General features: G+C 55.0%; 9 protein-coding genes. 5 read left to right on the top strand and 4 right to left on the bottom strand.

The features are described from left to right. Positions 1–507 precede the first annotated feature (507 nt). The gene (locus tag IDSA_RS06225; RefSeq protein WP_232221274.1) at positions 508–1,968 is read left to right on the top strand and encodes an amidase family protein; all 1,461 of its coding nucleotides are present in this window, start codon (positions 508–510) and stop codon (positions 1,966–1,968) included. 39 nt (positions 1,969–2,007) lie between these two features. Further along, positions 2,008–2,475 carry an ion channel gene (locus IDSA_RS06220; RefSeq protein ID WP_034775219.1) on the top strand — a complete coding sequence of 156 codons (468 nt, stop codon included), beginning with the start codon at positions 2,008–2,010 and terminating at the stop codon, positions 2,473–2,475. A 113-nt stretch (positions 2,476–2,588) separates the two neighbouring features. On the opposite strand, the gene cydB is transcribed toward IDSA_RS06220, so the two are convergent. The 4 genes from cydB to IDSA_RS06200 form a co-directional block, all read right to left on the bottom strand. Further along, positions 2,589–3,590, bottom strand: coding sequence for a cytochrome d ubiquinol oxidase subunit II (gene cydB, locus IDSA_RS06215; RefSeq protein WP_034775218.1), 1,002 nt, complete (start codon positions 3,588–3,590; stop codon positions 2,589–2,591). A gap of 3 nt (positions 3,591–3,593) precedes the next feature. Continuing rightward, complete coding sequence (locus IDSA_RS06210; protein ID WP_034775217.1) at positions 3,594–4,982, bottom strand: cytochrome ubiquinol oxidase subunit I; 1,389 nt, start codon at positions 4,980–4,982, stop codon at positions 3,594–3,596. Between the two features lie 124 nt (positions 4,983–5,106). After that, the gene (locus tag IDSA_RS06205) at positions 5,107–6,186 is read right to left on the bottom strand and encodes an alanine racemase (RefSeq protein ID WP_034775216.1); all 1,080 of its coding nucleotides are present in this window, start codon (positions 6,184–6,186) and stop codon (positions 5,107–5,109) included. Between the two features lie 3 nt (positions 6,187–6,189). Continuing rightward, positions 6,190–7,569, bottom strand: coding sequence for an amidohydrolase family protein (locus IDSA_RS06200; protein ID WP_034775215.1), 1,380 nt, complete (start codon positions 7,567–7,569; stop codon positions 6,190–6,192). Positions 7,570–7,766: 197 nt separating this feature from the next. Here IDSA_RS06200 and IDSA_RS06195 point away from each other — a divergent pair, with 197 nt between their 5' ends. From IDSA_RS06195 to IDSA_RS06185, 3 genes are read left to right on the top strand one after another with little or no spacing between them, the layout of a single operon-like run. Beyond that, positions 7,767–9,860, top strand: a complete 2,094-nt coding sequence (locus IDSA_RS06195; protein ID WP_034775214.1) for a S9 family peptidase — start codon at positions 7,767–7,769, stop codon at positions 9,858–9,860. 6 nt (positions 9,861–9,866) lie between these two features. After that, positions 9,867–10,283 (top strand): YqaA family protein, encoded by a 417-nt coding sequence (locus tag IDSA_RS06190; protein WP_034775213.1) that lies wholly within the window; start codon positions 9,867–9,869, stop codon positions 10,281–10,283. A gap of 32 nt (positions 10,284–10,315) precedes the next feature. Beyond that, the gene (locus IDSA_RS06185) at positions 10,316–10,819 is read left to right on the top strand and encodes a TIGR00645 family protein (protein ID WP_034775212.1); all 504 of its coding nucleotides are present in this window, start codon (positions 10,316–10,318) and stop codon (positions 10,817–10,819) included.

Genomic DNA, 10,819 nt, shown 5'->3' with positions numbered 1-10,819 from the left:
CCGAGAGGATTCGAACCTCTGACCTCCGCCTCCGGAGGGCGGCGCTCTATCCAGCTGAGCTACGGGCGCATTTCCAAATTGTGACTTCTAACCACTGTGCCTATTTACCAAACGACCTTTGCCTCCGGAGGGCAGCGCTCTATCCAGCTGAGCTACGGGTGCGTAGTAAATAAAGGGGTATGGATAAGCAGGCGGGAATTCTAAGGAAATTATGCCTGGTTGTCCAGACAAAACCTTGGCTTGCGTGCCAATTCCCACTCCGCTTCTGAGCAGATACCTTGTTGCGAGTCGTTTTAGTGGAAATTCCTGCCGCTAAAAGGCATGCTCGTTACCTTGTATCACTTTGATAGAAAGGAAATGGTTGTGATTGCTCCCCGGAAAATTCTGGCACGTTTAAATTTGGCTCCGTTTGCGGTGGGCTTAAGTTTCTTGCTTGCAGGATGCAGCGAAACGCCAACCGAGATAACAGCGAAGCAGCTGCAATGGACAGATACCGCGACGGTGCAAATGCAGCTTAGCGCAGGTGAACTCAGCAGTGTCGAGTTGGTGCAATATTATCTGGATCAGATAGCGGCGAACAATCACAGCGGGCATGATATCCGGGCGATTATTGAAGTGAATCCAGATGCGCTGGCGCTCGCCCGGGAGCTGGATGAGGAGCGTCAGCGTGGTTACGTCCGCAGCCCGCTACATGGTCTGCCGGTCGTGCTGAAAGCTAATATAGCCACTAGGGATAAAATGGCGACCACAGCGGGCGCCACAGTAATGAAGGATTTCATTACTGAAAAAGATGCCGCTTTGGTAACGCAGTTACGCGCCGCCGGAGCCATCATTTTAGGTAAAGCCAATTTGTCGGAATGGGCTAATTTTCGCGGAGAAGATTCAATCAGTGGTTGGTCCGGCCTTGGCGGCCAAACACGCAACCCCTATGTACTTACCCACAATCCATGTGGTTCGAGCGCTGGTTCAGGAGCTGCCGTCGCAGCTGACTTCAGTTTGCTCGCCATAGGTACGGAAACAGACGGCTCAATTATGTGCCCGGCTTCGGTTAACGGTGTGGTTGGCGTAAAAGCAACGCGGGGCGCAGTATCGGGCTACGGCATCATTCCCATTGCCTCGGCTCAGGATATTGCAGGCCCGATGACTCGTTATGTTTTCGGTGCTGCCGTGCTTCTTGATGCCATGACTACGGTCGAAGCCAAAAGTCGCTACGGAGAACTGCTCGCTGAGGCAACCAAGCGGAGTTTTACTGGTGAGTCTGTGGTTGTCGTCCGGGCCTACGATGATCAGTTTAGCGGCGTTAAAACAATGACTGATAACCTGGTTCGTACTTTAAAGAGCAAAGGCGTGAAGGTTATTGAAGTGAATGAATGGAACTTGCCTGAGGAACTTTACGCCAGTGAGTTTGAGGTTTTGCTATACGAATTTAAACGCGATCTGAATAGCTGGTTAGCTGAATTCGGAGCGCCGGCCACTGACATGCAAGCGGTTATTGATTATAACGTAGCGAACGCAGACTCTGAATTGGCATTATTTGGTCAGGAATACTTTGAACAGGCGGTAAGTATTGATCTTGATGAGGCTGCGAAGAGCTACAACGAGGCGCTATTTACTAGTCGTCGTCTGGCTGAAGCGCATCTGGATCGCTACCTCAAAGAGCAAGGCGCAAGTGCTATTTTGATGCCTTCCTATGGCCCGGCGTGGCCAACACCGCCGCAAGAGGGCGCGGGCTTTAGCTTTGGCACCTCAACTGCCGCCGCAGTTTCGGGCTATCCATCAATTACGTTGCCGCTGGGACAAGAGGGTCCGCTGCCATTAGGTTTAAGTGTGGTGGGATTGCCCTGGAGTGAAGCAAATTTATTCAGCTTAGCGGCAATGCTCGAAGCGGAACTTGGCGGTTTTACACCGCCGCAGTTTTTGTCCACCGTAGAAGCTGACTTGAATTTAACCTCAGCAACGACTAATTGATAAGGTAGTTGTTTTTCCTTTGGAGTACTCAGGGGGCTGATGCTTAGTTTTGATCACCTGACAGTAGCGGCGGCGACCTTATTATTGGTTTTGCTGTCCGTATTCGTGCATTACGAAGCGTCATTCCGGCTGCGTCGCATACTACAACGCAGGCAATCGCTGCGGCGTCGTGCGCGCATGTTGATCCTGATTATAGGCTTGTTTTTCGCCCATGTTGGCGAAGTCGGTTTATTCGGTTTTGGCGGCTGGCTACTCTATAACTATGGCGGTATGGCGAGTAACGGCGCCATCGGTGGTCTGGAAACTAGCGCCGAACTACTCGACTTTTTTTTCCTTTCTATCGCCAGCTATACCACAGTTGGTTTCGCCGAGGCGTACCCGCTTGAAGCCTTACGCTTTTTGTTTGGCGTTGAATCCCTGATTGGCTTCATGCTGATTACCTGGTCCGCGTCACTGTCGTTTCTTGAAATGCAACATTACTGGCAAAACATGGAGCAGGATAAATAATCTGCCTTACATGATGGCCCAGCGAATGAGGCCGCCCACTAAAGTGATCGCCAGCACGCCGGCGCACCAGAGTCCGATAAACCACAACCATTGTCGCCATCCTTGCCGGGCCATCAGTCGTGGTAGCCCGCGTCGGGGTCGACTTTGCCGCGGAATACCCAGTAGGTGTAGCCGGTGTAGGCAGCAATGATCGGCAACAGAATCACGGCACCATAGAGCAGAAATACCAGGCTGTTATCCGGTGCGGCGGCCTGCCATAAGGTGATGCTGCGCGGCACCAGATACGGGAAGATGCTGATGGCGAAACCGACGAATGACAGAAAGAACAAGCCAAGAGCCCACAGGTAGGGCGCCACTTCGTGCTCTCTGGTGAGCGACCGTAACAGGCCCAGGGTGACCAGCGCCAGCGTCAGGGGCAGGGTCCAGAGCCATACCGACGCAGGAAAGCTGAACCAGCGCTCGGCAATAGCGGCATCACGCCACGGCAGGTACAGGCTGACCACCGCGATAGACAGTGCCAGTAGCAGGGCAGTGATTCGTGCCGCCCGGAAGCTTCGCTGCTGCAATTCGCCGCGGGTCTTCATGACCAGCCAGGTGGAACCCAGCAACATATAGCCAACCACCACGGCGAGACCACAGAACAGGCTAAAAGGCGTGAGCCAGTCAAACCAGCCACCGCCGTATGAGCGATCTACTACTTTGATACCCTGCAGCATAGCGCCCAGCATGATGCCCTGACTCAGCGCCGCTACCAGTGAACCGATCATAAACGAAAGGTCCCAAATGGGTTTGCCGCGCTTGGTTTTAAAGCGGTATTCAAATGCCACGCCGCGGAAAATCAGGCCCAGCAGCATAGCGATAACAGGCATATACAAGGCCGGCATCAGTACCGCGAACGCGAGCGGGAACACCGCCAGCAGACCGCCGCCGCCCAATACCAGCCAGGTTTCGTTACCGTCCCAGACGGGTGCGACTGTGTTCATCATGACGTCGCGGTGCTCCTCGCGTTTGAACCACGGAAAGAGCATGGCGATGCCGAGGTCGAAGCCATCCAGCGCGACATAAGCAAATACTGCGACGGCGATCAGAATGGCCCAAATCAGTGCATAATCCATCGCTCAGTCCTCCTCGTGGTACATGCGTTCAGCGGCCATGGCATGCTGCTTTTTCGCATAGTCAGGGATGTTGACCTTATCGGGGTTGCCAGCCATTTTGCGTACTATGTAGAAGGTGCCGGCGCCAAATACCAGGAAATAAACAACGATGAAGGCCAGCAAACTGCCAGCGACGCCTTCGCGGGCAATAGGCGAGGCGGCATCGGCGGTGCGCATCAGGCCGTATACCACCCAGGGCTGGCGACCGACTTCAGTGACCACCCAGCCGGCAATGACGGCGACAAAGCCAATCGGCGCCGAGAGTACGGCAACCCGGTGTAATAGCGGACTGTCGTAGAGCTTACCGCGCCAGCGCTGTATACCGGACCAGATGCCGATAACCAGCATCAGCACACCGATGCCCACCATCAGGCGAAACGCCCAGAATACAATGGCCACCGGCGGCCATTCATCACGGGGAAAGGCATCGAGGCCAGTGACTTCGGCATTCACATCGTGTTTAAGAATCAGGCTGCCGAGGCCGGGAATGGCCAGGCCGTACTTCACTTCGGCGGTATCCTGCTGCGGTAAGCCGAACAGGTACAGCGGGGCTCGTGTCTGGGTTTTAAAGTGGCCTTCCATAGCGGCGACTTTCGCAGGCTGATGCTCCTGGGTGTTCAGGCCATGGAGGTCGCCAACGACCACCTGCAAGGGCGCGACCAACAGCGCCATCCACATGGCCATGGAAAACATCTTCCGGGCAGCGGCGTTGGCGCGATCTCTCAGCAGGTGCCAGGCGGCCACGCCGCCGACCACAAAAGCGGTGGTCAGGTAGGCGGCCAGCAACATATGCGCCAGGCGATAGGGGAATGACGGATTAAAGATCACCGCCCACCAGTCGGTGACAATAAACTGGCCGACATCGTTCATGCCAAAGCCCGCGGGTGTTTGCATCCAGCTGTTGGCAGAGAGGATCCAGAACGCCGAAATGGCGGTACCTATGGCGACCATCAGGGTCGCGAAAAAGTGCAGGCGCTCGCCAACTTTGTTCATGCCAAATAGCATCACGCCCAGAAAGCCCGCTTCAAGGAAGAAGGCGGTCAGTACCTCGTAGCCCATCAGTGGCCCGATAACCGGGCCGGCGCGATCCGAAAACACGGACCAGTTGGTGCCGAACTGATAACTCATAACAATACCGGATACCACGCCCATGCCAAAAGCAACGGCGAATATCTTCACCCAGTAACGAAAGAGTTTTTGGTAAACCGGATTGCGGGTTTTCAGGTACAGCCCTTCAAGCACCGCCAGGTAGCTCGCCAGACCTATGGTAAAGGCGGGAAAAATAATGTGAAAGGCCACGGTAAAGGCAAACTGAAACCGTGCGAGCGTCAAGGCATCGAAAGATTCGAACATGTCCTGCTCCTAAGCGACTACTTGCTATGGAGTATACGCGCTATCCCGAAAAATTCATGGTAACTGGCTAATTATTCACCGGATTAATAATATGGGTCGCATGAGTAAAAGTATGGCTGTGCCCTTAATCAATAATCTGGCACTGGCCTTTCGATGCATCCATCACCAGACACGAATGGGCCGGCACAATCACCAGCAAGTCGCCCAGCTGCAACTTATTCTGCAACCAGTCAGGCACCTTCACTTTGCCATGCTCCTGCGACAAGCGATGCAGCAAAGCGCCCTCAACCGGCTCGCCCCAGCCTTCCGCCGTGAGCTGCATCACCTGGCCGAAACAGTCCACGCCATCGATAGTCACACGGTCTTTACTGAAATGCACAGCGCCACCATGCACCACCACTTCACCACGTTCCGGGTAGCGCGCGATAACCGGACAGGCTACCGCCAACGCGATGTCCTGCCAGTCGCAGGCACCAATTTGCTGCTGCATCAAATCGTAGAAGACATAGTTGCCGGGGCGAATTTCATCGGCGCCGGGAAAGCTGTCCATGCGGCTGCAGGTGGGTGTATCACCAACGGAGATCAGCAGCTCGTCACGGGGAAATGTTAATCGCGAAACCAGGTCATCCAGCCGCCCGAGGCTTTGCTCATGAATCTGCGCGATTTCATCATCACCCTGACGGTTATAACTATTGCCTGCATGTAGCAGCAGGCCGAGCTGACGCACCTGCGGCAGCTGGCGCGCTTCATGCAGTAAATCATCGATACGAATAGGGTCAGTCCAGGGAATGCCGGTGCGGCCGTAGCCCGCATCAATTTCCACATAGAGGTCGACTTTCTCGGTCAATTCCTCGACCGCTTCAAGTGCGTCTTTGTGCTCCACCGTAAGGCCAAGCCGGGTCTGTGTAGCTAATGCGTTATAGGCACTGAGCTGGCGCGGGTTGAGCGGAATCGCAATGAGAATATCCTTCCAGCCAGCGGCTGCGAACTGTTCGGCCATGGGCACCGACGAGACGGCGATGCGCTCGGCACCGGAATCACGAAACCAACTGCCAATTTCATCCGACTGATGGGTTTTAAAATGCGGACGCAAGCGAACTTCTGCTGCCTTGGCCTTCGCCTGCATGCGCTCAATATTGCGCATCGCTTTCTTCTTATCCACCACCACCGTGGGGCCGCTGACGTTGTACCAGTTCCAGCTCATCGCTTATAACACTCCTTCTGCTGATCCGGCAGTATAAGCTGCCTGAATCTCCGCCAGCCGGGCGTCAATAACCGCGCGGTCCAGCCAGTATCCACGTATCATCACGCCATCAAGGTCGCGCAGCACATCGGCGTTATCAAGCGGATTACCGGGCAACAATAAAAAGTCAGCCCGATGCCCGGCGGCGATACGGCCAAAGCGATCCTGCTCCGCAAAGTAGTTACCTGTTGCTACCGTCGCGCTGTACAGGATCGCAGCCGGCGTTAAGTCAGCTTCCGCCATCATGTCGATTTCGCGGTGTATGGAAAAGCCGGGTACGCTGAATAGTTGCGGCGCATCGGTACCGAATAAAATTTCCGCGCCGCCATCGTGCAGGGCTTTGAGTAAGCGCTGGCGGTTCTGTTGCTGAATAGCGGCAGTGGTGGGGTTAAAATAACTGGTGGTCGGGTTTTTCAGAAAGTCGAGCCAGCCCTTGCGGACAGCCGGCGGCACCAGGTTCAGTTCCGGGTAGCTTTTTAGTTGTTGTTCATCAGCCGCGCCGATGAGTGTCGCCCAGAGCGCCTGAGTGGGTACCACCCCCGCTTCATAGCGGATGGTCATTTGTACCAGCTCTAATAACTCTTCTTCGGTGATTGGTCGGGTCAGTGCATCCACATGCTCAAGGTAACCGTCGAGATGATCAATGGTGCGCTGGCCCGCCTTTAAGGCAACTTCCAGGCCGACGGCAGACGGCACATGGCCGGCAAAATCCATATCCGCAGCCGTTGCGGTGCTGGTCAGCGCCAGATATTCCTCAAGTGTCAGGCCGGGGTGGATTTTCAGCAAATCCCAGCCCTGGTCACGTTGTTCGATGACCCGCTGGGTGGCTTGCGCTGCCGATTCCACCGAGTTACCGCTGAAGCTGGGTCCGGCTAAATAGAGCGTCGGCCCCATGCGCTGGCCGCTGGCGATATCGTCTTTCAGCTGCAACTGATGCGGATAGCCCAGCATGCCACGCACTGTGGTAACGCCGTTTGCCACGTACAAAAACAGTACATCATTCAGGTAACGCTCTGGCAGCTCGCCGAAGCTGGCAGCAGGGGGCACGTGACCATGCATTTCGGTTAGTCCGGCCAGAAGGTAGCGGCCATCGCCTTCGATCACCAGCGCGTCATCATCCACTACGATCTCGCTGGTCGGGCCTACATGCACAATGCGGTCATCTTTAATTAGTACCGTCTGCTGCTCTCGGACCACTGCTTTGCGGCCTTCAAAGTCGATCACGGCGGTGTTGACCACGGCCTGGTCTGCTTCAATCAGGGCCGGGCCTTCAGGTGGCTGGGGCGAGCAGGCGGCTACCAGCAGCGCGCTGGATAGAATGAGTCCGAAATTAAGCCGGGGCATAGTCTGTCTCCTTGAAGCAGGGCAGTTTTTGTCATTTCTACTGAATTTAGCATACCCTAATTAATCAGCATAACCAGCTACTGTTTATCGGTAATCCCCCCGGATTGGTCGGATATGCATTGCATCAGCCGGCCGGGTTTGTTTAGGTAGGGGCAGCAAACGATCTCTAATTAGTTAATAACAAATGGAACCAGCTTATGAATAAACTAACTGCAGTTATTTCAGGTGTCTTACTGACTGCGTCGCTAGCTCCGAACCTGGCGCAGGCTCAGGTCGATCAGGTGACGCAGGCCGCCGCCAAGAAGAAGACTTTCCAGCCGGAAGACATTTTCAATCTTGAACACGCTGGCCAGGTCGAAATTTCTCCCGACGGCAAACAGATTGTTTATGTGCGCACCGGCTTTGATGTGATGAAAGACAATACCACCCGCAGCCTCTGGCTAATTGATGTGGCGACCGGACAGCACACGCCGCTGTTCGCTGATCAGTTCAGTTATGGCAACCTCAGCTGGTCGCCGGATAGTTCACGACTGGCTTTCACATCGAACCGGCAGGGCAGCAACCAGATTTATGTCTACTGGCTGGCCGAGCAGCAACTGGCTCAGGTAACTGATGTACGCCAGAGCCCGGGCAACCTGAGCTGGTCACCAGATGGTAAGCAAATCGGCTTTATCATGAGCCAGCCGGCACCTAAAACTGACTATGCCAAATCAGTCGCCCAGCCGGAGCGCCCTGACAAAGCAGAGTGGGGGCCAAAGCCGCTGGTCATTGAACGCACCTATTACCAGCGTGATGGTCAGGGCGTTATGCCCTCGCAATACCGGCATGTATTTGTGGTGCCAGCCGAAGGCGGCACGGCCCGTCAGCTGACGCAAGGCGCCTTTGATCACAGCGGACCGCTGGCCTGGCGTGGCGACAGCCAGTCGCTGATCCTGTCCGCCAATCGCAACGAAGCCTGGGAGTATCAGGTTAACGAAAGCGACCTCTGGCACCTGAATGTACAGACTGGCGAGATGACCCAACTGACCAGCATGCCGGGGCAAGAGTTTTCGCCGGTGATGTCACCGAATTACAGCAAGATGGCGTTTTTGCATCGCTCCAACGAACCGGTGCCGTATCACAACAGCAAGTTGCATGTACTGAACTGGCAGCAACAGCCACGCACTGCCTTGCTGCAGGATTTTGATCGCTCAGTCGAGAGTCCGCAGTGGCTGAGCGACGATGTCATCGCTTTTCAGTACTCGGATCGCGGCCGCTATAAACTGGCCAGCGTGACCATGAATAATAAGCGCACGGATTATGTCGATGATGTCGGCGGTGTATATATCAGCCGGCCTTATATCAGCGGCTCGTTCTCAGCTTCAGCGCAAACCGGCCTGTTGGCGTACACCCAGAGCACATCGCATCGTCCGGCTGATGTTGCCACCTATGCGACGCGCATGAAGAAACGCGAGGCGAAGCAGATCCATACCGCACTGAACGCCGATGTGCTGGGGCAGCGTAAACTGGGTGAAGTAAAAGAAATCACCTATAAATCAAGCTTCGACGGTACTGAGATTCACGGCTGGTACATTCTGCCGCCGGATTATGATCCGGCAAAAACCTACCCGACTATGGTTGAAATTCATGGTGGGCCGCATCTGGCGTATGGTCCGTCCTTTGCCGCCGAGCACCAGCGCTATGCCGCTGAAGGCTATGTGGTGTTCTATAACAACTACCGCGGCAGTGTGTCATACGGCAAAGACTTTGCGCTGCTGCTGGATGGCTATTATTCCTCAGAGCGGGATTTCGCCGATCATATGTCTGGCTTAGACGCGCTGATTGAAAAAGGCATCGCCGATGCGGACAACCTGTTTATTGCCGGTGGTTCAGCGGGCGGCATTGCCACGGCCTTCGCGGTCGGGCTGACGGATCGTTTCCGCGCTGCCGCAGCGACCAACCCGGTGATTAACTGGGTGAGCAAAACCCTGACCGCCGACAGTTCAATTGGCCAGATCACCAATCAGTTCCCGGCGATGCCGTGGGAAGACTATAAGCACTACTGGGAACGCTCGCCGTTGTCGCTGGTGGCGAATGTAAATACGCCGACGCTATTGTTCAGTGGCGAGCAGGATCGCCGCGTGCCCATGTCTGAAATTGAACAGTTCTATCAGGCGCTGCAGCTACGCAAGGTCGATACCGCTATGGTCCGGGTGCCTGAAGCTTCGCATTCGGTTACCGCGCGACCATCGCACATGATTGCGAAAATTGAGCATACCCTGGCCTGGTTTAAGCACTACCGGAAAGACTAACCGCCGATGTACCTCAGCGTATTTCTGACGGCGTTTCTGGCTGCCACTGTACTGCCCGCTCAGTCTGAGTTTGTGGTGGTGGCGGCCCAGCGGCTGGGCTACGATGTGTGGCTCATCTGGTGGCTGGCGTCGATCGGCAATACGCTGGGATCGGTGGTGAACTATGTGCTGGGCCGGTATCTGGTGCAGTATCAGGATCGCCGCTGGTTTCCGTTTAAGCCGGCCAGCCTGGCCCGCGGGCACCGCTGGTTTGAGCGCTTCGGTAAGTGGTCGTTGCTGATGGCCTGGGCGCCTTTTATCGGCGATGCGCTGACCTTTATCGCCGGCATGCTGCGCTTAAGCTTCTGGCAGTTTTTAATTCTGGTGTTTGTCAGTAAGGCTGGCCGCTACGCTATCTTACTTGGTATCATGCAGTTGTTTTAACTTGCTGCTCTAAATTAATGCTGAGGTAACTCATGGAACGCGCACTCGAAAACCTGATGTACAGCCTGCGCTGGTTGCTGGCGCCGATTTATTTAGGCCTGAGCCTGGCGGTACTGATGCTGGGTATAAAGTTCTTTCAGGAATTATTCCACGCTTTCCCAAATATTCTGGCGATGCCGGAAGTGGATCTGATCCTGCTGACGCTGACTCTGATTGATATTGCTCTGGTTGGCGGCCTGTTGGTGATGGTGATGCTGAGCGGTTACGAAAATTTCGTCTCGGCGCTGAATATTACCGGTGATACCGAGAAGCTGTCGTGGTTGGGCAAAATTGATTCCGGTGGCTTAAAAAGCAAGGTGGCGGCCTCGATTGTCGCGATTTCATCCATTCATCTGCTGAAAGTGTTTATGAACGCAGCCAACGTCGAGCCCGAGAAGATCAAGTGGTATGTAATTATCCACCTGACCTTTGTCGGTTCTGCCTTTGCGATGGGTTATCTGGATAAAATCACCCGCAAGCCGGGCGATAACCTCTGA

It is taken from the genome of Pseudidiomarina salinarum (genome assembly GCF_000753715.1).
Lineage (GTDB): Bacteria > Pseudomonadota > Gammaproteobacteria > Enterobacterales > Alteromonadaceae > Pseudidiomarina > Pseudidiomarina salinarum.
This window is presented reverse-complemented; position numbering and strand designations above follow the sequence as displayed.

What these genes read in the sequence shown, in the direction of transcription:
- IDSA_RS06225 (WP_232221274.1), top strand. Translation starts at nt 508, where the DNA reads ATGCAGCTTAGCGCAGGTGAACTCAGCAGTGTCGAGTTGGTGCAATAT.
- IDSA_RS06220 (WP_034775219.1), top strand. Translation starts at nt 2,008, where the DNA reads ATGCTTAGTTTTGATCACCTGACAGTAGCGGCGGCGACCTTATTATTG.
- cydB (WP_034775218.1), bottom strand. Translation starts at nt 3,590, where the DNA reads ATGGATTATGCACTGATTTGGGCCATTCTGATCGCCGTCGCAGTATTT.
- IDSA_RS06210 (WP_034775217.1), bottom strand. Translation starts at nt 4,982, where the DNA reads ATGTTCGAATCTTTCGATGCCTTGACGCTCGCACGGTTTCAGTTTGCC.
- IDSA_RS06205 (WP_034775216.1), bottom strand. Translation starts at nt 6,186, where the DNA reads ATGAGCTGGAACTGGTACAACGTCAGCGGCCCCACGGTGGTGGTGGAT.
- IDSA_RS06200 (WP_034775215.1), bottom strand. Translation starts at nt 7,569, where the DNA reads ATGCCCCGGCTTAATTTCGGACTCATTCTATCCAGCGCGCTGCTGGTA.
- IDSA_RS06195 (WP_034775214.1), top strand. Translation starts at nt 7,767, where the DNA reads ATGAATAAACTAACTGCAGTTATTTCAGGTGTCTTACTGACTGCGTCG.
- IDSA_RS06190 (WP_034775213.1), top strand. Translation starts at nt 9,867, where the DNA reads ATGTACCTCAGCGTATTTCTGACGGCGTTTCTGGCTGCCACTGTACTG.
- IDSA_RS06185 (WP_034775212.1), top strand. Translation starts at nt 10,316, where the DNA reads ATGGAACGCGCACTCGAAAACCTGATGTACAGCCTGCGCTGGTTGCTG.